Origin of the sequence: Bacillus clarus, assembly GCF_000746925.1 — a bacterium.
GTDB classification, from domain to species: domain Bacteria; phylum Bacillota; class Bacilli; order Bacillales; family Bacillaceae_G; genus Bacillus_A; species Bacillus_A clarus.
The window spans coordinates 3,173,038-3,193,942 of record NZ_JMQC01000008.1 but is presented as its reverse complement, the minus strand read 5'-3'; the positions used below and the strand labels follow the sequence as shown (position 1 = coordinate 3,193,942).

Annotated in this window: 17 protein-coding genes and 1 riboswitch; of the genes, 6 read left to right on the top strand and 11 right to left on the bottom strand. The window is 37.0% G+C overall.

Annotation, left to right across the window (positions count from 1 at the left end):
• Positions 1 to 370 precede the first annotated feature (370 nt).
• Positions 371 to 1,243: a Cof-type HAD-IIB family hydrolase gene (locus tag DJ93_RS17295; protein WP_042982160.1), complete on the bottom strand. Its 873-nt coding sequence runs from the start codon at positions 1,241 to 1,243 to the stop codon at positions 371 to 373.
• A 134-nt stretch (positions 1,244 to 1,377) separates the two neighbouring features.
• Between DJ93_RS17295 and DJ93_RS17290 the strand changes: the two genes are divergently transcribed.
• Complete coding sequence (locus DJ93_RS17290) at positions 1,378 to 1,992, top strand: DNA-3-methyladenine glycosylase (RefSeq protein ID WP_042982159.1); 615 nt, start codon at positions 1,378 to 1,380, stop codon at positions 1,990 to 1,992.
• Between the two features lie 30 nt (positions 1,993 to 2,022).
• Here the strand turns inward: DJ93_RS17290 and budA are convergent, their stop codons facing one another.
• The 4 genes from budA to DJ93_RS17270 form a co-directional block, all read right to left on the bottom strand.
• Entirely contained in the window at positions 2,023 to 2,781 is a 759-nt protein-coding gene (budA, locus tag DJ93_RS17285) for an acetolactate decarboxylase (protein WP_042982158.1), read from the bottom strand.
• A gap of 21 nt (positions 2,782 to 2,802) precedes the next feature.
• A complete protein-coding gene (gene alsS / locus DJ93_RS17280; protein WP_042982157.1) occupies positions 2,803 to 4,491 on the bottom strand; it encodes an acetolactate synthase AlsS in 1,689 nt (562 codons plus the stop codon).
• 487 nt (positions 4,492 to 4,978) lie between these two features.
• The gene (locus DJ93_RS17275; RefSeq protein ID WP_042982156.1) at positions 4,979 to 5,332 is read right to left on the bottom strand and encodes a YlbF/YmcA family competence regulator; all 354 of its coding nucleotides are present in this window, start codon (positions 5,330 to 5,332) and stop codon (positions 4,979 to 4,981) included.
• A 141-nt stretch (positions 5,333 to 5,473) separates the two neighbouring features.
• Entirely contained in the window at positions 5,474 to 6,619 is a 1,146-nt protein-coding gene (locus tag DJ93_RS17270) for a DUF445 domain-containing protein (RefSeq protein WP_042982154.1), read from the bottom strand.
• 196 nt (positions 6,620 to 6,815) lie between these two features.
• On the opposite strand from DJ93_RS17270, the gene DJ93_RS17265 reads away from it, so the two are divergent.
• Both DJ93_RS17265 and DJ93_RS17260 read left to right on the top strand, forming a co-directional pair.
• Positions 6,816 to 7,868 (top strand): YheC/YheD family protein, encoded by a 1,053-nt coding sequence (locus tag DJ93_RS17265; RefSeq protein WP_042982153.1) that lies wholly within the window; start codon positions 6,816 to 6,818, stop codon positions 7,866 to 7,868.
• Between the two features lie 20 nt (positions 7,869 to 7,888).
• Positions 7,889 to 9,349 (top strand): YheC/YheD family endospore coat-associated protein, encoded by a 1,461-nt coding sequence (locus DJ93_RS17260; RefSeq protein ID WP_042982152.1) that lies wholly within the window; start codon positions 7,889 to 7,891, stop codon positions 9,347 to 9,349.
• A gap of 16 nt (positions 9,350 to 9,365) precedes the next feature.
• On the opposite strand, the gene DJ93_RS17255 is transcribed toward DJ93_RS17260, so the two are convergent.
• Positions 9,366 to 9,611, bottom strand: a complete 246-nt coding sequence (locus DJ93_RS17255; protein ID WP_042982151.1) for a hypothetical protein — start codon at positions 9,609 to 9,611, stop codon at positions 9,366 to 9,368.
• 540 nt (positions 9,612 to 10,151) lie between these two features.
• On the opposite strand from DJ93_RS17255, the gene sasP reads away from it, so the two are divergent.
• The gene (gene sasP / locus DJ93_RS17250) at positions 10,152 to 10,355 is read left to right on the top strand and encodes a small acid-soluble spore protein, SasP family (protein ID WP_034639430.1); all 204 of its coding nucleotides are present in this window, start codon (positions 10,152 to 10,154) and stop codon (positions 10,353 to 10,355) included.
• 49 nt (positions 10,356 to 10,404) lie between these two features.
• Here sasP and DJ93_RS17245 read toward each other — a convergent pair whose 3' ends face one another.
• From DJ93_RS17245 to DJ93_RS17225, 5 genes are all read right to left on the bottom strand, one after another.
• Positions 10,405 to 11,139: an amino acid ABC transporter ATP-binding protein gene (locus tag DJ93_RS17245; RefSeq protein ID WP_042982150.1), complete on the bottom strand. Its 735-nt coding sequence runs from the start codon at positions 11,137 to 11,139 to the stop codon at positions 10,405 to 10,407.
• Positions 11,140 to 11,170: 31 nt separating this feature from the next.
• Positions 11,171 to 11,869 carry an amino acid ABC transporter permease gene (locus DJ93_RS17240; protein WP_042982148.1) on the bottom strand — a complete coding sequence of 233 codons (699 nt, stop codon included), beginning with the start codon at positions 11,867 to 11,869 and terminating at the stop codon, positions 11,171 to 11,173.
• Positions 11,856 to 12,653, bottom strand: a complete 798-nt coding sequence (locus tag DJ93_RS17235) for an amino acid ABC transporter substrate-binding protein (protein ID WP_042982146.1) — start codon at positions 12,651 to 12,653, stop codon at positions 11,856 to 11,858. Before DJ93_RS17235 ends, DJ93_RS17240 begins: the two co-directional genes overlap by 14 nt.
• A 429-nt stretch (positions 12,654 to 13,082) precedes the next feature.
• Positions 13,083 to 15,083, bottom strand: a complete 2,001-nt coding sequence (locus DJ93_RS17230; protein WP_042982145.1) for an ABC transporter ATP-binding protein — start codon at positions 15,081 to 15,083, stop codon at positions 13,083 to 13,085.
• On the bottom strand, positions 15,080 to 16,834 hold the full coding sequence (locus DJ93_RS17225; RefSeq protein WP_042982144.1) for an ABC transporter ATP-binding protein: 1,755 nt from the start codon (positions 16,832 to 16,834) through the stop codon (positions 15,080 to 15,082). Before DJ93_RS17225 ends, DJ93_RS17230 begins: the two co-directional genes overlap by 4 nt.
• A gap of 676 nt (positions 16,835 to 17,510) precedes the next feature.
• Here DJ93_RS17225 and gapN point away from each other — a divergent pair.
• Positions 17,511 to 18,950, top strand: coding sequence for an NADP-dependent glyceraldehyde-3-phosphate dehydrogenase (gene gapN, locus DJ93_RS17220; protein WP_042982143.1), 1,440 nt, complete (start codon positions 17,511 to 17,513; stop codon positions 18,948 to 18,950).
• Between the two features lie 180 nt (positions 18,951 to 19,130).
• A riboswitch (Lysine riboswitch) is annotated at positions 19,131 to 19,313 on the top strand.
• Positions 19,314 to 19,462: 149 nt separating this feature from the next.
• Positions 19,463 to 20,887 (top strand): amino acid permease, encoded by a 1,425-nt coding sequence (locus DJ93_RS17215; RefSeq protein ID WP_042982140.1) that lies wholly within the window; start codon positions 19,463 to 19,465, stop codon positions 20,885 to 20,887.
• Positions 20,888 to 20,905: the final 18 nt, after the last annotated feature.

Here is a 20,905-nt window from a genome sequence, read left to right as displayed (position 1 = left end):
AAAAACTAGTAAAAAAAACAAGGTTCACATGTACCCAAAACCTATTCATATTAATTTACAACCAATCCATTTAGACAATACAAAGATACTTTACAATTCATTTGTAAAGCTCGTGCAATTCATTTTTGTGATAATAAGTGAATTTTAAATACGGAATTACATGTTACTTATAGGAGCTTAAAAAACAATTTGAAGAATATTTCATGTGGTTTACGATCTGGCAACACCATCCACTCTACAACAGTTTGCTAAAATATTCAAGTGAATTGTCTAGATTTCACACACAATTTACTTCTAGAATAGTTTCATTTCACCTTCGAAAACGTAGCTTACAAAAAAGAAACGTAGCTATAAAGCTACGTTTCTTCTATTATCGCTTCGGCGTTTGCCCATGGTTCTTTAAAAACGGAAGCGGGAATTGCTTACGAAAATGCTCTTTAATCATATACTCCACGCCATTTTCATTATTAGAGCGTGTAATCCAATTTGCCGCTTGCTTTAATTCTACAGGTGCATTCCCCATCGCTACCCCGAGTCCTACATTTGCAATAACATCTAGATCTTCTAAACTATCTCCGATTGCGACCATTTCGTTTAAAGAAATACCAAGATGTTCTCCGAGTAATTGTAATCCATTTAATTTCGATACATTTTGAGGAAGAATTTCGATTCGTTTCGCATCGCATTCGACATATTCTATATCATCAAACGCTTTTTGTAACGTTTTAAGAGCTCTTTCCTTTTCCCCTTTACTATGAAATACAACATCAATTTTTGGTGCAGCGACTGGATGATCACGAAGCGCATCGCCTAATGAGTCTACAAACTGAACAGGATAAAATAACGGATCTGCACTTGATAATACAGTACGCGCAATTAAATTCGGTGTATTTCTCTCACGATTCCCAATCGAAAACCTTTCATGAGAAAGGCGCGTATAACATTCGAAATGTTCCAGCACTTGCACAATATTAAACGTTTTCTCTTCAGATAATCTCTTTTGAACAAACGGTTTATCTAATGTGGCTGAAACGAAAGCACCACCATGCGTAACCAATATAGAATCTAATTTTAACGCTTTCGCTATTTTATGAGCGGATTGAAAATTACGGCTCGTAAACAATGTGACATATACATCTTTTCTCTTCACAAATTCAATTGTTTCCCGTAGTCCTTTTGCGATTTTTCCATTGTTGTATAGTAGTGTCCCATCTATATTAAGAGCTAGTAAGCGATAAATCATGTCGCACTCCCCCTCTTCGCTGTTATACTCTATCCATAATTTATGAAATACATTTGTTAAATAGAACGAGTTAGAATCGCTACTAAAAATTTGGTTTAATATATACATATACAACTGGCAAAGGAGATAGTACAATGCAGGCACCACCTTCTTTTTATGAAGGCGATACGTTAGAAGTCGCCAAAAAATTACTTGGGCATAAACTTGTACACATTGTAGACGGCGTAAAACGGAGCGGAATTATTGTGGAAGTGGAAGCGTATAAAGGACCAGATGATAAAGCAGCGCATAGTTACGGCGGAAGACGGACGGATCGAACTGAAGTCATGTTCGGTACACCAGGTCATGCTTACGTATATCTTATTTACGGCATGTACCACTGTTTTAATGTCATTACTGCACCAATCGGTACACCTCAAGGAGTTCTCATTCGCGCTCTTGAACCTACAGACGGAATCGAACAAATGAAACTGGCACGCTATAACAAAACAGACATTACAAAGGCGCAGTACAAAAACTTAACAAATGGCCCCGGAAAGCTATGCCGTGCACTCGGAATTACTTTAGAAGAACGCGGGGTATCATTACAAAGTGATACATTACATATTGAATTCGTTCCAGAAGAAAAACATCTATCATTCAAATACAACATAACAGCGGGCCCTCGCATTAATATCGATTATGCAGAAGAAGCCATTCACTATCCGTGGCGTTTTTATTATGAAAAGCATCCGTTTGTTTCAAAGTAAAAAGGGAAGCCTACTAGCTTCCCTTTCCTTTTACTCCGCACCTTCCGCAGTCGCAATATCATTCTCTAAATTTTCTCTTGATAATTCCGCAGCCATAAAATCAGCTGTTTCTGGAAGTGCTAAATGCAGATGCGCTTTTTGACAAATTTGGATTGTACAGTTTTCTACGCCAAAGTCAAAAACATGTCCGCCCCCGCTTCGTTCATCGTCAATATAATGTAAGTGGAAACCCGCTACGCCAATGCCTTGTGCGTAATCTGGTGTCCAAAAACCTGCCATTGTACCGTCTGTATTTTCAAATGAAAAGATTGGCTGTGATTTCGTCACTTCTACGAGCGGTGTATACGGCTTTTCTTGTCTTGGAACTGTTCTCGTTCTTACTTCACGGAAAGTCCCATCCATTCGAATCGCATAAAATAGGTTTTTACTTGGCATTAATTCATGTAATAACACTTCTACTTCTTCTCGATTCATCGGACGGTTAATCGTATAACTCATTTCTTTTTCAAAAAATGTTACAGTCGCAAATGGCGTTGTTTCTTCCGGTTCTACTTTTTCTGCTGAACCGTCTGAACGTAAATGATAAAACTCATTATCAAATGCGATCATTTCGCCGTCTAATTGATCAAATGTGCCGATACCGAAATCGCCATGTTTTTTCAATTCCTCAAAATTAATAATACCATCGTATACACCATCTAATAATGCAAGCATTGTTGATGTTTGATATACTTCATTGTTCGTTTTCGTTCTTTTTGCATCAATCTCTAATAATTGTGCCACGCTCATTTCTCTCATACTCCTTTCCAATTAGTTTAATTGGTTTGGTAATAACTTTTCACTTAATTTAATGTTGTCACGGTAATCGATTGGAATATCAACAATGACAGGACCTTCTGCTTCTAAAGCCTCTCTCAATACACCTTCTAATTCGTCTGGTGTATTGACGCGAAGACCTATTGCACCGAAACTTTCCGCATATTTCACAAGATCAACATCGCCAAACTCTGTAGCTGATGTTCTGCCGTATTTCATCATTTGTTGGAACGCAACCATGTCATATGTACCGTCTCTCCAAACGAGATGTACAACCGGCGCATTTAGACGGACAGCTGTTTCTAATTCCATCGCTGAGAATAAGAAACCGCCATCACCTGACACAGAAACAACTTTTTTACCTGGTTCTACTAAAGTTGCCGCAATTGCCCAAGGAAGCGCAACACCTAACGTTTGCATACCGTTACTAAATAGTAATCTACGTGGTTCATAAGAACGGAAGCATCTTGCCATCCAAATAGAATGTGAACCGATATCACACGTAACAGTTGTTTCATCATCAATTAATGATCGAAGTGTACGAATGACTTGTAGTGGATGCGTAACACCTTCTGAAGCACGGTTTGGAATTTCAGCTTGTTCGGATAATTTCGTACGTAAACGTTCTAAAATAGCTTCTGATTTCGTTGATAACACAAGTTTCGGTAACTTCTCTGCAATACTATTTACAGTTAAGCTAATATCACCAATTAACTCACGCTCTGGTTGGTAATCATGATCAATATCTGCTTGATGATCATCAAGATGAATAATTGTTCTGTCGCCAAGTTTATTCCAGAATTTCGGATCATACTCAATCGGGTCATAACCGATTGATAAAACAAAGTCCGCTTCTTCTAGTAAAATATCACCTGGTTGATTACGGAATAATCCAACGCGTCCGAAGAAATGATCTTCTAACTCACGTGAAATCGCACCAGCTGCTTGATATGTTTCTACGACCGGAAGTTCTGTACCAGCAATTAATTCACGAACAGCTTTCGTCACTTCATTTGTGCTCGCTCTCATACCAAGTAAAATAACTGGTAATTTCGCTGATTTTATCTTTTCTACTACATATTCAATATCGTATGTGGGAGCGATTCCAAGCTGTGGCTTAGAAAGCGCACCGATAGATTGTACTGTCGTTTCCGCAGTCATAACGTCTTGCGGAAGACTGACAAGAGTTGCACCTGGATTTGTAGAAGTAGCACTTCTGAATGCATTTGTCAGTGCTTCTGGCACATTATCAGGATGCTCTACTTCTACGCTATATTTTGTGATTGGTTCGAATAGTGCAGCATTATCCATAGATTGATGCGTACGTTTTAATCGATCTGTACGTGGTACCGCACCAGCTAAAGCAACAACGGGATCACTCTCCGCATTCGCAGTAACAAGACCTGTCGCTAAATTTGATGTTCCTGGTCCTGAAGTTACAAGACATACGCCCGGTTTTCCTGTTAATCTACCAATAGCGGCTGCCATAAACGCTGCGTTTTGTTCATGACGACAAACAATTAATTCTGGTCCTCTTTCTTGCAGTACATCAAAAACAGAATCAATCTTCGCTCCTGGAATACCAAAAACATGTGTAACACCTTGTTTGATTAAACAATCAACAACAAGATCGGCTCCTTTTGTTTTTGCTTTCACGTTGTTTGCTTTTACATCTGTACTCAAACTAATCATCCCTTTATTTCATAATCTTGTACAATAAAGCTAATTACCTTCAAAACTTCACCTAGTTAATTAAGATGGTGAAATATGTTTCGTTTATCATTATATTACAAATGCATTATTTTTCCAACAATATGATTTGACAGTATTTTGACAATACCAAAAGAAAACCCTTACATTTATTAATTATTCTAAAATAATATAATTTACGAATTTATTTATTCCTATTCCCTACTTTTAACATAGTGCATTGTTGCTACACGATAAAGTGAAACTTTAATCAGTAAGTTTTTCTCATCCCCCACCCCTAACTTCCTTGCCTCCACCAAATTTTGAGGTGCCCACAAATAGCGGAATAAAAGGTTCTGGTGCAAAAAATCTATAAAACTTGGACGTACTGATACTATCAACTAAAAAAAGGGCGTGATTAGTATGAAAAACATAAAACAAAAAAAGACGCCCCTAAAAATTCAAGGGACGTCTTTCTTCATTACGCTTGTTGCGCGCTATATAATTCTTCAAGTGGCTTCATAATGATTTTGTTAATGTCGCCGATCACAACGTTTAAACGTTGCTCAGTTTCCATTAATTTTGTGATTTTTGCATCTTGCTGAATAAGAACTACAACTTCTTGTGCTTTTTTGTTATCTTCTTCCGTAAGTTCTTGACCTTGCATCATTTTTTGTTGTAGGCCAATTTGTATCGTACGAAATTCTTCGAATAATTTCTTTGATTCAGCATCCGCTTGTACTTCTGCGTAACTTGCTTTTAATGTTTGAAAATCTTCGTTTTCAGCAATTGTTTTTTGTAATTCATATGCAACATCATGAATGTTTTTTGTCATTTTATTTTCCTCCTTTAGCAGGCGAGTGTCTTTATACACACTGCCCTTTTGAGCATCTTTAGGATACGTACCTTCTTACCATATCAAACTATGCAAGAGTTGTGAAGAAATTTCACTTTTATTTATATCTACTCGCTTTTATTACATGAAGAACAAGAGTAACAACCCTTGAAAGAGACCAATGGCTCCTCCTAATAACGCACCTAAATAGGTAATCATCTTTAATTCACTTTTTGTAATCGATAATACGAGATCCTCTAGTCGCTCTGTTGAAAATGTAGCTACTTCTTGTTGTACAATTTCCGCAAGACGTAAATTTTTTAATATGCTTTCTACGTTTTTCGTTCCCCACTCTAACCCTTTCTGTACGAGGCTAGGAATCGCTTGTTCAACAATTGTCTCTCTAACTGGCTCGCATACGTGCTGAACAGATTGATTCAGAAATCTACTTACTGTTTCCTCAACTTTCACTACTGAAACCACCGAGTTCACAATTGTTTCTTTCTCTACAAACACTTCTAATTCCTTTACTTCTCTTCCTTTTAACTTCTTCCACTCTTTTTGCAGGATATCGCTTAAAAGCTGCTTCGTTCCTTCTTGCTCTAAAAACTTAATCACTTCTGGTTGCACACGATCCACTAAGCTTATATTTCCTAAAAACATACCGACTAAATTTAGTAACGTACCTCGAGAAGCGAAAAAATCATCAATCATTTTTGTGAGCCTTGCTTTTCCTTCTTCACTTTCAAAAAAGCTTTTCCCTCTTTCTAAAATGAAGGATGCGACATTTGGAATTGCTTCCTCTACTTTCTCATGAACAGAGCTAGGTAAAGCTTGTTCCCATGTATATGTATAATACTCTGCTAAAAATGCATGGATTTTTTCCGCAATAACACTTTCAATTTTTTGCGTTGCCTCTTTTTCGACATGTGTTAAATTCCATTTTTCTAACACATCTCGTAATGATTGCTCATTCGTAATCACTTTATCAACTTCCACCTGTGCCCAGCGAATGAGCTCTTGTTGAAACTCTTTATTTGCTAGCTTTTTTCCGATTCCTTCTGGCGTTAACAAATGATCAACAACCATTTTCCCAAGTTGAACAGCAAGTTCATCACGGCGTTTCGGAATTAAACCTGGTGTAAATGGTACTTGAAACTTTCCAATATAAATAGGACGATGAGGGCGAAATAACATTTTTATCGCTAAATGATTCGTATATCCACCGATTACTGCCCCGAGCCCTGTTGTAGTTAACATGTTTAACCATATATTCATTACAATCAACCTTTCATTTCTCCAAAAGCTATATTTCATATGTCAATACACAATTCTAATGCCTTTCCTCATTCATGTACTTGAAAAAATAGCATATCGTCATACGGACAAAAGTATAATGGTATAAAAAAGTATTTGCAATGAATAACTCACCTTTTTCTGTTCATTGTTACGAAAGTATCTTATATACAAAGGAGTGATTTCGTTGGTTCTTGGACTTTTAACGTTACAATTTCATCATGAGCGAACGTATTACACCGAAATCGCTAAGCGCGCTCGTCAATATTACAACGTCGTCGCCCAATTTACGCCTTTTGGCATCGATTCAAAGACTGATCTTGTCACAGGTCTTATTTATGACACAGATACAGGGAGCTGGATTGAACAACTCTTCCCCATCCCTTCATATATATATGATCGCTGTCATTTCAAAGAGGATGCTGAATTTCAAAAAGCGAAACCGATTATTCATTCCTTGCAAAAGCGTTCTTCAACTATTGTTTTAAATAACACTCTTATCGATCCAAGTGAAGTACACAATCTTTTTCTCACTAATAAACGCCTTTCTCCTTATATACCACAAATCGATAAAGGGACTATAAGAGGAATTTTCAAATTACTACAAAAGACAAAAGACATCATTATAAGGCCAGTCACTATATATTCAAATGAAAAATTATATCGAGTCACTTATAAAGATAAAATATTTCACATAGATACACTGAACACAGAAAAGCACGCTCCTATTCAATTCAAACGAACAGACCAATTCATATTATGGTGCCAATCTGAAATACAACTATCTCGTTACATGATTCATCCAATGTTACATCCTCCAAATCAATTAACGTATCCGATTCATATTCGCACCGTTATGCAAAAGAACAAAGAACAAAAATGGAATGTACTTGGTCAATTTATACAAAAAAGTACATCCCCTTCACACTTTTTACTTCCAACTATAGAAAACGCTACATTACATCCATTTTCCAAAATACAATATTTACTCTCTTCTACTGGCGTACATTTATTGCAAGACGCATTACATGACATTGTAACCGAAGTCCTTAAACTACTGGATAACTCCTATTCTTCACTATTTGAATTAGAGCTTTCCACCATTATGGATCAAAAAGGTGCTATTTGGCTTATGTATGTCAATACAAGACCATCTTATACACCCTTTATTCAGCACAACCATTCGCTCGCCGAAGAAATTTTTCACGGTCCACTGAAGTTCAGCCGCTTCACACCGTAACGAAAGGAGGCGAAACACGATTGAAAGATTATATATACACATTACATATTTCAGATGAACTTCCGGATAGTATCACTTTACCTTACATTTTTTCTATTACACCGCCTATTACATCCCTTTCCTTCGGAGCACGTTACATCGCCTGTGAAGATATTAAAATTCACTATACATTTAATCGGGAAATCATTATCGGAAAACAAATCGCAGAAAAACTTTTACTTCCACATTCGACTACAATCTTTGCCTTTACTCAGAATCAAACAATTATTTTCGGCCCATTAATCGGGATTTTCACAACTGGTTTTAACGCTGACTCACCTACCCCTTTAGGAAGTCGCTCAACTTCTCTCAGTGAGTTGCTGACACCACCATTCACATTACGCCCATTCGTATTTGCTTTTGGCGTTCAACATATAAACTGGGAAGAGGAAACAATTGAAGGCTACTTCTTTAAAGAGGGGCGTTGGATAAGAAATAAAGTTCCGCTGCCGAATGTAATTTACGACCGATTACCAAATCGCGAAGCAGAAAATTATAAACCGATCGTAAGAGCAAAAAAACGATTGCAAGGTGACTATGCCATTCCATGGTTTAACCCAGGGTTTTTCAACAAATGGGAAATTCATCAACTTCTTGTGAAAGAAGATTCTATCGCCTCTTTATTACCGAAAACAGAAGCGTTTCAACACTTTGAGCAAGTAGAACAGCTGCTTGCTCATTATAAGCATATTTATATGAAACCGATACATGGTAGCTTTGGGAGAAATATTCATCAAGTTTTCTATTCCAAAACGGATAATCGCTATTATTGTCGCTATCGTGAAAATGGCGAAAATAAATTACGAAAGTATCATTCATTAGAGACACTTCTCAATCATGTATTAAAAGGGCATGATTTGAAAAAATTCATCGTTCAGCAAGGTATCTCATTATTACGCTTTGATGGGCAACCCGTCGATTTTCGGATTCATACAAATAAAAACCATTTCGGTAATTGGAGAGTCAGTGCAATTGTCGCAAAAATCGCTGGAAAAGGTAGCTTAACAACTCATGTAAATAGCGGTGGTGATACGAAACTACTTCAAGAGCTTTTTCCTGATTCAACGAAACAAATTCAAATTGAAAATAAATTAAAGCAAACAGCCTTACAAATAAGCTCAGCTCTCGATCGACGTGTAACTGGAAATATCGGCGAAATCGGCTTCGACATCGGTTTAGATATTCAAGAAAACCCTTGGTTATTTGAAGCGAACTCTAAGCCTGGGCGGACTGTATTTCAAGATGAACGGCTAAAGGAGCAAAGTGAACTCACACGCCAATTATTTTATGAATATGCTATCTATTTAACAGAGCATGCTTCACGTGATCAAAAAGAAATAATATTAAAAACAAAATCAACCTCTTCCTCAATAACCGAAAGTATACCTTCTCCTATGATTCATACAAAAATACAAGAACAAAAACTTCCACCTCATTCATAAGGTGGAAGTTTTCTATTTACACAAGCTTCACGATAATTTCTGTTTCTACATGACATACTCCGCAATAAAAAACATGATTGCAATATTTCTCTGAATTATTATATGTTAAACCATCTACTTCACTTAATAATTCCTGATCCATATATGCACTATAAGTATCTATGTAATCTACAGTTTTCCCATAGTCTTGGAGTACACCTTGGCAATTTGGACAAGAATATGTTTGAGATTCTAAAGCGTTACAAAGCGGGCAAATTCCCATCGTTATTCCTCCATACAATATTTCTTATAAAAAGGTTTAAACCTTTTTCTTTTTTAGGTTGGAAGAGCGCTTCTAACCATGCTTAGGAGCCGCCAGTTCCTTTTTCTGCCACATCCAGCGTTAAAACATATATACAAGGTAGATGCCGACCTAGTTTTTGTTCTACTGAGCTGTACTTTCTCTCACTTTAACAAACAAAAAAAGCTAGCAACTTTTCGTTCATTTATTTATTATCTCTACTCACAAAGTAGCTGATCACATGAAGTCATATCAAAAGAGCAAACTTACATATGATATCGCTCTTAGTTTGACCTTCTTTCTTAAAAATACAACGGCTACTCTTATTTCATAATTTACGAAACCACAAATTTTTTTTACAAAATTTACAAATTATTATTCTGCATATCTTTCTAGGTAACACCCATACTATGAGTACAATCTTAATCAACGATGGATTAGCGCCAAACGGGGCGGTCATCTGGTTCAAATCCAGCTAGTCCAACCAAAAAAACTTTTATACTCTAAGGAGGATATATTCCTATGGCAAACCAAAGTTCTTACAATCAATTAGTAGTACCAGGCGCAACAGCTGCAATCGATCAAATGAAGTACGAAATCGCTCAAGAATTTGGTGTACAATTAGGAGCTGATTCTACATCTCGTGCTAACGGTTCTGTTGGTGGCGAAATTACAAAACGTTTAGTAGCAATGGCTGAGCAAAGCCTTGGCGGATTCCAAAAATAAATATAAATGGCAAAAAAGGTCTCAAGCATACGCTTGAGACCTTTCTTTCTTACTGTAGCATTTGTAAAAACTTCTTCGTTCTTTCTTCTTTTGGATTTGTAAATACGTCTTCCGGTGTACCCTGTTCGACAACGACGCCACCATCCATAAAAATAACACGGTTCGCAATTTGATGAGCAAAGCGCATTTCGTGCGTTACAATCACCATCGTCATTCCTTCTTTTGCAAGTTCTTTCATTACTTTTAGAACTTCTTGTACAAGTTCAGGATCGAGTGCTGATGTCGGTTCATCAAATAATAACACTTCAGGTTCCATCGCAAGTGCACGAGCAATTCCTACACGCTGTTGTTGCCCGCCCGATAATTGAAACGGATATAAATCCATTTTATCAGCAAGACCAACCTTCTCAAGGAAATAACTCGCTTTCTTTTTCGCTTCTTCTTTCCCGCTCTTTTTCACTGTAATAAGTCCTTCCATTACATTTTGAAGTGCTGTTAAATGCGGGAATAAGTTATGGTGTTGGAACACCATTCCTGTTTGCGTACGAAGATTTACAATATCTTTTTTCGTTACTTTTTGAGAAAAATCAAGCTCTTTATCACCAATGCGAACGCTACCAGCGTTCGGTGTTTCTAATACATTCAGGCAACGTAAAAATGTCGTTTTACCAGATCCAGATGGTCCAATAATGACAACAACTTCACCCTTCTCTACTGATACGTCTATATGTTTTAGTACGGTATTATCTCCGAATTTTTTTTGTAAATGTTGAATTGAAATCATAAAAACAAAAACTCCTTTTATGAAAGGATTATTATTTTAGAGTGTAACGTTCTGCACGTTTTTCTAATATTTGCTGCACGATAGATAATAAGAAACAAATGACCCAATAAATAAGTCCTGCTTCGAAATAAACAATTAAAAACTCATAGTTCATCGCCGCGATTTCCTGTGCTTTTCGGAACATTTCTGTTACTAAAATTAACGATGCTAATGAAGTATCCTTCACTAAGCTAATAAATGTGTTCGAAAGAGGCGGAATTGACACGCGCGTTGCTTGCGGTAAAATAATGCGTTTTAATGCTTGTGGATATGTCATCCCAATTGTATAAGCTGCTTCCCACTGTCCTTTCGGTATAGAAAGAATCGAAGCACGAATAATTTCAGATGCATACGCACCGACGTTTAATGAAAATCCAATTACAGCTGCTGTATATGGCTCAATCTCAATTTTAAGAGTTGGAAGACCATAGAAAATAATAAATAATTGTACAAGAAGTGGCGTCCCGCGAATGATAGATACATAGATACGAGCAATCCATTGTAAAATGCGGCTATTTGAAATGCGCGCAAGCGCTGTTAACGTCGCAAGTATAATACCAATGATAAATGTAGTAAGCGTTAATGGAATTGTCGTAAAAATGGCTTCCTTCAGCATAGGCGTGAAGGAAGTTTGCATAATATCTATCCATGTAGATAATCGATCTGAAATCAATGCACTACTTAGATACATTTTCACCGAACCATTTTTTCGTTATTTTGTCATACGTACCATCTTTTTTCATGTCTTCTAACGCTTTATCTACTTCTTGTACAAGCTTATCGCTACCTTTACGGAATAAGAAGCCACTTTGTGATGCTTCTTTTTCTGTATCTACAATTTTAATTTTTGCATCTTTTTTCGTTTCTAAATAGTTTAATACTGATAATTTGTCATTGATCGTGAAATCAACGCGGCCCGTATTCAGTAATTCTGCCGCTTGGCTAAATCCTTCTACGCTAACGATTTCCGCGCCATTTTTCTTAGCAATATCCGCATAGTTACTTGTTAAAGATTGAGCTGCTTTTAATCCTTTTACATCAGTAAATGTAGCTGGCTTATCTTTATCTTTTGCAATAACTAAAACTGCTGAAGATGAAATATACGGTTTAGAGAAATCATATTTCTTTTGACGGTCTTCACGAATTCCAACTTCGTTTGCAACCATATCGAAGCGTTTCGCATCTAAACCTGCAAGTAAGCTATCCCATTGTGTTTCTTTAAATACTGGTTTTACACCTAAACGTTTTGCAACTTCTTCTGCTAACTCAACGTCAAATCCAGTTAATTTATTGCTTGAATCATGGAATGTAAACGGTGGATATGTACCCTCTGTACCAATTACAAGCTCACCGCTTTGTTTTATTTTTTGTAATGCGTCTTGACTAGCTGTATCTTTTTTCTCTTCTTTACCGCAACCAGCCACAATTCCAACTGCTAATGTAGCTACTGCAAGCACTGAAAATAATTTTTTCATACCGTCGATCCTCCAAGTATTCTGATAGGAATTTAAAAACTATATTGATTGTATGCAATCTTGAACAATTTTTCAATGAAAATGTTCTCCATTAGTCTATCCTTTTTCTTCATAATCAAACAAAACGGCAAAATAACACTACATACAAAAAATAAGTAACATTTTTTAATATAGCATTTATAAAGAAAAAGGTAAAACAATACTTACTTATTTATAAGAAAGAACTTGCTACTAACGCAAGTTCTTTTAAGAATCTAATACACAATATCCAATCATTCCACACAATAATAAAAAGAAAGCAATATTAAATGTTACTGATAGCTCTTCCATCCCTATCCCTCCCTTTCTTCCAACTTATCATATAGACAAGGAAAGAAAGCGATTCATTTGTAAACATTACTTTAAAGTTTTCTGAACATTTAATGAATATTAAGCACTTTGGTTTCCTTCTACTTGTGTTTTATACATTTCATAATAACGCCCTTGTTTTTTCATTAATTCATCGTGAGATCCTTTTTCTAAAATCGTTCCTCTATCAAGCACAATAATTTGATCGGCGCTCTTAATCGTTGAAAGTCGATGGGCGATAATAAATGTCGTTCTCCCTTTTTTCACAACTTCCAACGCCTGTTGAATCATCGCTTCTGTCTCTGTATCGATACTTGAAGTCGCTTCATCTAAAATTAAAATAGCTGGATCAAAAGCGAGCGCCCTAGCGAACGATATGAGCTGGCGTTCTCCGCTTGAGAGCGTACTTCCTTTTTCCGTAATTTCTTCATTTATATTGTTCGCGAACCTTTCAGCACCAACGTCATGTAATGCTTTTACGATGCGAGCCGTTGAAATCTTTGGATTTTCTAAGCTTACATTTGAAGCAACTGTTCCGCTAAATAAAAATGGATCTTGCAAAACAATTCCCATATGTTCACGAAGCGCTTGCTTTGGCATCTCTTTCACATCATGGCCATCAATTGTAAGCTTCCCTTTTTGAAACTCATAAAATTGAAAGAGTACATTCATAATCGAACTTTTCCCTGATCCTGTATGCCCGACGAGTGCAATCGTTTCTCCTTTTTTTGCTTCAAACGAAATATTTTTTAACACTTCATCTTTTCCATTATAAGAAAATGAAACATTATCAAATTTAACATTTCCATTTAAGCGAGGAACACGTTCTTCTGCTACTTCCTCTCCTTTTTCCTCAAGCAATTCGAAGACACGCTCTGAAGCAACGCGCGCTTGCTCTAAGTTTGCAAGCTGGTTCACCATATTCGTGATCGGCGAGAATAATCTCGTCAAGTAATCAACGAAGGCATACAGTATTCCTAGAGAAACAATACCCGTAGCGCTTAATGATGCACCACCGAAATACCAAATCACTCCTGTAAAAGCGATATTTCTTAATACGGCAACCAAGTTATGCGATGTTGCTGCATTTAAATTTAAAATTTTATTTTGGTATTTAAAATAATCGCCATTTAGTTCTTCAAACTCTTTTTTCGTTTCACGTTCTTGACGGAATGCTTGAATAATTGGCATCCCTTGAATCGATTCATTCACCGTTCCGTTAATATCGGATAGACGAGAACGCATTTTGTGATTGTATACAGACGCATACTTTCTATAAAGAATCGCCCAAACAATTAAGATTGGGATAATGAGTAAACATAACATCGCAAGTTTTACATCGAGTAAAAATAGCGCAGCGAAAATCCCGATAATATAAATGATACTAGAGACGAATGTCGAAAGTACCGTTACATATAAATCACGAATCGCTTCTGTATCATTCGTTACACGAGAAACAATTTTCCCTGCCGGTAAATGATCGAAATACCGAATTGGCAACGTTTGAATATGAGAAAAGACGTCTTCCCTCATAATTTGAATAATTTTGTTCGCCGCCTTCTGTAAGAAAAACTGCTTCCCATACGCAAATAATGATACGACTACTAATAAAGCGAAATAACCACCGCCAAGAAGTAATAAAAGATTTATTTCTGGTTTATAAAACGCAAATACTTCTTCTTTCGTTAATGGTTTTGCTTTATACACTTGCACTGCCTTACCACTTTGAACGGTAATCATATTATCTTTTACAGAACGTGACCCTTCAAGATTCACTTTATTTGGTATAAAGTAGTACTGAAAACCGACTTGCATCACGCGTACTTCTTTTCCCTTTTTCTCCCCCTTCTCAAAGCGATCGCTTCGCTTATAAAAGGCGCCATTATATGAAACAGTATCCTCACTCTTTTCTGTTTCATACCAAGGTCTCTCTATTCCAACGATATGATCATCAATCATCGTTTTTGCGACGAAAGGACCTGCGAGCTCTGCAATTACAAAAACAAATAGCATCGCCATCGCTGCGAAAATCGGCCCCTTTACCTTCATCGCGTATTGAAATAATCTTTTTGAAACGCTCATATTTTCACCTCACTGTCCACACTTTCACCTTGCTGCCTTTCAAACTGTTCAGCGTACCAGCCGCCATTTTGCACAAGCAGATTGTGTGAACCTTCTTCAATCACTTCACCGTTATCCATAACGAGAATCCAATCCGCATGCTGTACTGCTGACAAACGATGCGTCGTGATAATCGTCGTTTTTCCGCTTCTTTCCGTACGGATATTTTCAATAATCGCTGCTTCAGTACGAGCATCGACAGCTGATAAAGAATCATCCAAAATTAAAATTTCTGGATTTTGAATGACAGCTCTTGCGATTGAAATCCTTTGTTTTTGTCCACCAGATAAAGAAACACCCTTTTCTCCAACAAGTGTTTCTAAGCCTTCTGGTAAAAACTCTAAATCCTTTTTAAACGCTGCAATTTCAATCGCTTTTTGAAGCTCCTCTTCACTCGCCTCTCTATTTCCGAATAAAATATTTTCCCTTGCTGTTTTTGAAAATAAAATATGCTCTTGTGGTACGTATCCAATCCATCCGAGTACGTTCTCATTTGAAATTTTATCAAGCTTCACATCAGAAACCGCGATATCGCCTTCTCCAAGTGGATATTGACGAAGAAGCTGACGAACGAGAGTCGTTTTCCCGCTTCCTGTTTTCCCAACAATCCCAAGTGTTTCCCCTTGTTTTAATGAGAAAGAAACCTTTTTCAAATTCGTTTCAGTTGCTGAAGGATATGAGAAAGAAACATTGTCAAAATCAATGTATTCCGGTTCTTGTACAACCTTTGGATTCTTTGGATCTTTCACATCTGGCTCATAAGCTAACGTTTCATTTACACGATCTAACGAAGCATTTCCTCTTTGCATAACATTAATCAATTCTCCAATTGCAAACATCGGCCAAATCATCATCCCTAAATATACGTTAAAGGAAACGAGCTCACCAAGTGTCACTTTTGATTGGAATACGAGATATGCACCGTACACTAAGCCAATTAAATAACTAAGACCGACAAGCATTTTCACAGTTGGCTGGAATAATGCATCGATTCTTGCTACTTTCATATTTTTCTCGTATACATCATCTCCTAAATGATGAAACCTTTCTTGATCGGCATTTTCTTGTACATACGCACGAATAACACGTACACCCGCAATTGATTCAAGCACTTTATCGTTCATATCTCCGAAAGCATCTTGCGCAACCGTAAATCGTTCATGTAATTTCTTTCCGTATATATTCATTGCATACGCCATAATTGGAAGCGGTATAAGCGCAGCAAATGTAAGTTGCCAACTAATTGAAAAGCCCATCATACAAACGATCGTAAGCATATATAAACTAGAATCAACGAGTGTTAATATACCTAAACCAGCTGTCATCGCAATTGCTTTTAAATCATTCGTCGCTCTTGCCATTAAATCGCCAGTACGATTTTTTTGATAAAAGGTCGGTGTCATTTTGAGTAAATGCCCCATAAACTTAGAACGCATCGTTTTCTCAAGTACGAACGCACCGCCAAAAAGTTGATGTTGCCAAACGAAGGTAAGTGCATAACCACCTATCGTTACCCCAAATAAAATCCAAATATATTGCATAATTTCCTCATTTGTTAAAGAACCTGATTTAATATGATCAATGGTCATTCCTAATATTTTCGGGGGAGTGACCTCAATAATATTTACAATTAAAAGTGCCCCAATCGCGATACTATATCTCTTCCAATGTTCTTTAAAAAACCATCTTAATTTTTGTAATACTGAAAACAATATAACCTCTCCCTTCTCGTTCTCGTTTGAATCAAGGCTCTTTATCCGCTATCTAAAGTCATCTCTTTTACATTTTGAAAACCGCAGCATCTCATCACATTTTTCCACCTTCCAAATTTTGTTTTTATAGTAACCATACAGAGTATGGAAACAAGCAACATAAACAAAAAAAGCATACCGTCGCTTGACGATATGCAAAAAATGCATAAAAGCGTACGTTACGATATACGCAACGTACGCTTTTCATAAGACAAAAAAGTCCTATATATCCGCACAGGTTGCGTAATGATATGAATGTTTTTCACTGTATAACACAACAGCTAAGCCCATTACATTTATGATTACAGTCATTACGCACACCCCCTTCATTTGCTTTTCATTTATTTTCCATTTATTATCTTACAACTTTATTGAGTATTCTGTCAATTGTTTTTTTCATTATAGAATAAAATAATCTTTAATCACAAAAAATGAAAGTGATTGATTATACTTTACGTTCATTTCTTCACACTATAACTTAGTTCAAAATAAGGAAAATCATCGTAAGAAAGGGCATACAAAATAAAAAAATAATAAGAAATCGTTTTCACAAACATTTCATTTGAAAAATATTATCAAACCACCTACAATCACCTTATACTCACTCTTACAAGTTGCTATTTTAGGAGGACAAATCATGACGACTAGCAATACGTACAAATTTTATTTAAATGGAGAATGGAGAGAAAGCTCTTCTGGAGAAACAATCGACATTCCATCTCCATACTTACACGAAGTAATTGGTCAAGTACAAGCAATTACTCGCGGCGAAGTAGATGAAGCAATTGCATCTGCAAAAGAAGCTCAAAAATCATGGGCTGAAGCTTCCCTACAAGATCGCGCAAAATATTTATATAAATGGGCTGATGAGCTCGTAAATATGCAAGATGAAATTGCCGATGTTATTATGAAAGAAGTCGGTAAAGGCTATAAAGATGCGAAGAAAGAAGTTGTTCGTACAGCTGATTTAATTCGTTACACAGTTGATGAAGCACTTCATATGCATGGCGAAAGCATGATGGGTGATAGCTTCCCAGGTGGATCTAAATCTAAACTTGCCATCATTCAACGCGCACCACGCGGAATTGTATTAGCAATCGCACCATTTAACTATCCTGTAAACTTATCTGCTGCAAAACTTGCACCAGCACTTATTATGGGTAACGCTGTTATCTTCAAACCAGCAACACAAGGCGCAATCAGTGGTATTAAAATGGTTGAAGCACTTCATAAAGCAGGACTTCCAAAAGGTCTTGTAAACGTAGCAACAGGACGCGGTTCTGTTATTGGTGATTACTTAGTAGAACATCCTGGCGTAAATATGGTATCGTTCACAGGTGGTACAAACACAGGTGCTCACTTAGCGAAAAAAGCTGCTATGATTCCACTTGTATTAGAACTTGGCGGTAAAGACCCTGGTATCGTACGTGAAGATGCTGACTTACAAGAAGCTGCAAAACATATCGTGAGCGGTGCATTCTCTTACTCAGGTCAACGTTGTACAGCTATTAAACGTGTACTTGTACACGAAAATGTAGCGGACGAACTTGTTGGCTTATTAAAAGAGCAAGTAGCGGAACTATCTGTTGGATCTCCAGAACAAGACAGCACAATCGTTCCATTAATCGACGATAAATCTGCTGACTTCGTTCAAGGTTTAGTTGACGACGCTGCTGAAAAAGGTGCAACAATCGTTATCGGTAACAAACGTGAGCGCAACTTAATTTATCCAACATTAATCGACCACGTAACAGAAGACATGAAAGTTGCTTGGGAAGAGCCATTCGGTCCAATCCTTCCAATCATCCGTGTTTCTTCTGATGAAGAGGCGATTGAAATTGCGAACAAATCAGAGTTCGGTTTACAAGCAAGTGTCTTCACAAAAGACATTAACAAAGCATTTGCAATTGCTAACAAAATCGATACGGGTTCTGTTCAAATTAACGGACGCACAGAGCGCGGTCCTGACCACTTCCCATTCATCGGTGTAAAAGGTTCCGGTATGGGCGCACAAGGTATTCGTAAGAGCCTTGAGTCTATGACACGTGAAAAAGTAACTGTATTAAACTTAGTTTAATTTTGCATATCGAAGCTGATCTAACGTTTAGATCAGCTTCTTTTTATTCCAAAACACCATTCTCTCTTAATGACAAATTCTTCTCTATAGTCTGATTATTACTATATCCATTGACGTACAAAAATTCATTTGTTACCCTTAAACATGTTGAATTTAATACATAAATCCTCATTCGTATCTCGGTGAGGTAGAGGTTGCAATCATTAAGAGTATCATTTCAGGAGATGTAGTGGCATCGGTGAATGAATGAGAAAGGAATGGTTGCCGAAGTAAGACGTGCCCACTGTGCACGCTTGCTGGGTCTGCTATTTAACAAGTGCAGAACTGTCACAAATGTTTCGTTTGTGGAGAGCTATCGAGAGGTATGTCGCGTGGGTTTCTTATAAGATAGAAAGTACGTTACGACAAGTTCACGTGCTTTTTTTGTTTTGTTTGGAACTTCTCTTCCCTTTTCGGAAGACATACATATCTCCTCGCTTGACTTGGTTATACTAACTTTGGAGGTATTTTCTATGCAACAAAAAAAATGGGGCTTTTGGGTACTAACAGCATTCGTTGTCGGTAACATGGTTGGCGCTGGTATTTTCATGGTGCCAAGTACGTTAGCACAAACAGCGAGCCCTCTCGGTGTCACTTTAGCTTGGTTAACAACAGGGTTTGGTGTTTTAATGTTAGCTCTTGTTTTCGGTAATTTAGCAATTCGTCGTCCTGATTTAACGACAGGACCACAAAGTCATGCATACGCATTATTCTCATCACCAAAAAAGAAAAAAATGGCTGGTTTCAGCATGGTTTGGGGCTATTGGGTCGCAAACTGGGCAAGTAACGTTGCCATCATTACATCTTTCGCGGGATATTTATCACTCTTCTTCCCGATTATGAAAGATACACGCCTATTATTTTCAATTGGCTCTTTCAATATAGAAGTTGGAAAACTAATTACATTTACTATTTGTTCCTTCTTACTATGGGGCACTCATTTAATTTTAACAAACGGTGTAAACGGAGCTGGAAAATTAAACTTCCTTGCAACAACAACGAAAGTAACTGGATTCCTATTATTCATCGTTGTTACTTTATTTGCATTCCAAGCTTCAAAATTCGGACAATGGTACACACCAATGATCGATAAAGAAGGCGTATCACATGGCCTCCTTTCACAAGTAAACTTAGCTGCTCTTACAACGCTTTGGGCATTTATCGGCATTGAATCAGCCGTTCTTTTATCAAACCGAGCTGTTTCTCCAAAAACGGTAAAACGTGCAACTGTTGCTGGCTTATTACTAACTGTTGCAATTTACTTAGGCATTACAATTTTAACAATGGGTGTACTTCACGTTGATAAATTACAAGCTTCTGAACGTCCATTAGCAGACGCATTAAATGCTGCAATGGGTCACGGCGGCGGGAAACTTATGGCATTACTTGCCCTTACTTCCCTATTCGGTTCCATATTAGGCTGGATTTTATTAAGCTCAGAAGTACCTTATCAAGCAGCAAAAGAAGGTTTCTTCCCTTCCTTCTTCGCAAAAACAAACAAAAAAGGAAGTCCAATTCATTCACTACGATTAACAAACATTATGTCGCAAGTGTTCTTATTCTCAACATTATCAGGAACGATTGCAGAAGCTTATACATTCGTTATTACAGTATCAACTTTAGCCTACCTCATTCCTTATCTCGTTTCACCAATCTTCCAATTAAAACTGGTCGCAACTGGTGAAACATATAAAAATGAATTAGGATCCCGAATTATGGATGGCGTAGTTGCAGTTATCGCGCTTTGCTATGCACTATGGGTTATTAAAACAGGCTCATCCGATATAAAAACATTCCTTCTCGGAATTGGCTTATTCGTAATTGGTTTTGCCTTCTATCCATTAATGAATCGTGATAAGAAAAAAAATAAACAAAACAAAAACGAGCAAGTTGCTTAACGCAATTTGCTCGTTTTT

Bases quoted from the DNA above. Each gene is read 5' to 3' on its own strand.
- DJ93_RS17235 (WP_042982146.1), bottom strand. From the start codon at position 12,653: ATGAAAAAATTATTTTCAGTGCTTGCAGTAGCTACATTAGCAGTTGGA.
- DJ93_RS17240 (WP_042982148.1), bottom strand. From the start codon at position 11,869: ATGTATCTAAGTAGTGCATTGATTTCAGATCGATTATCTACATGGATA.
- DJ93_RS17215 (WP_042982140.1), top strand. From the start codon at position 19,463: ATGCAACAAAAAAAATGGGGCTTTTGGGTACTAACAGCATTCGTTGTC.
- DJ93_RS17255 (WP_042982151.1), bottom strand. From the start codon at position 9,611: ATGGGAATTTGCCCGCTTTGTAACGCTTTAGAATCTCAAACATATTCT.
- budA (WP_042982158.1), bottom strand. From the start codon at position 2,781: ATGAGCGTGGCACAATTATTAGAGATTGATGCAAAAAGAACGAAAACG.
- DJ93_RS17275 (WP_042982156.1), bottom strand. From the start codon at position 5,332: ATGACAAAAAACATTCATGATGTTGCATATGAATTACAAAAAACAATT.
- sasP (WP_034639430.1), top strand. From the start codon at position 10,152: ATGGCAAACCAAAGTTCTTACAATCAATTAGTAGTACCAGGCGCAACA.
- DJ93_RS17245 (WP_042982150.1), bottom strand. From the start codon at position 11,139: ATGATTTCAATTCAACATTTACAAAAAAAATTCGGAGATAATACCGTA.
- DJ93_RS17230 (WP_042982145.1), bottom strand. From the start codon at position 15,083: ATGAGCGTTTCAAAAAGATTATTTCAATACGCGATGAAGGTAAAGGGG.
- gapN (WP_042982143.1), top strand. From the start codon at position 17,511: ATGACGACTAGCAATACGTACAAATTTTATTTAAATGGAGAATGGAGA.
- DJ93_RS17290 (WP_042982159.1), top strand. From the start codon at position 1,378: ATGCAGGCACCACCTTCTTTTTATGAAGGCGATACGTTAGAAGTCGCC.
- DJ93_RS17295 (WP_042982160.1), bottom strand. From the start codon at position 1,243: ATGATTTATCGCTTACTAGCTCTTAATATAGATGGGACACTACTATAC.